We start from the raw sequence: 259 nt of genomic DNA on the forward strand, positions 1-259 counted from the left end.
TCCTGTGAAAAACCGGCAACCGCGATGGTGATGCGCAGGCGCTCCGGCACATCGTCACTGCCCGGCAGGCGCTCGATATTGTAGGGAGGATAGCCGTCATTGGCCTTCGCCATGCGCTCCAGCGTTTTTTCCATGGCATCAAAACCCAGCAAAAGCGGGTGGGTGAATGGCGTCATGCGGCTCATGTCTCTTTTGTCCTTGCAACCAAGCGACGTTTCGTGGTCCCGCTTCCGGCAACCTCGCCGGTCAATCGCACCGG

General features: G+C 59.5%; 1 pseudogene. It reads right to left on the reverse strand.

Going from position 1 to position 259, the window contains the following annotated elements:
• Positions 1-185, reverse strand: a pseudogene (locus tag R0J92_RS24215) (heat-shock protein Hsp20); the annotation flags it as partial.
• Between the last annotated feature and the right edge of the window lie 74 nt (positions 186-259).

The sequence above is a fragment of the Tritonibacter sp. SIMBA_163 genome, assembly GCF_046535935.1.
GTDB classification, from domain to species: domain Bacteria; phylum Pseudomonadota; class Alphaproteobacteria; order Rhodobacterales; family Rhodobacteraceae; genus Epibacterium; species Epibacterium scottomollicae.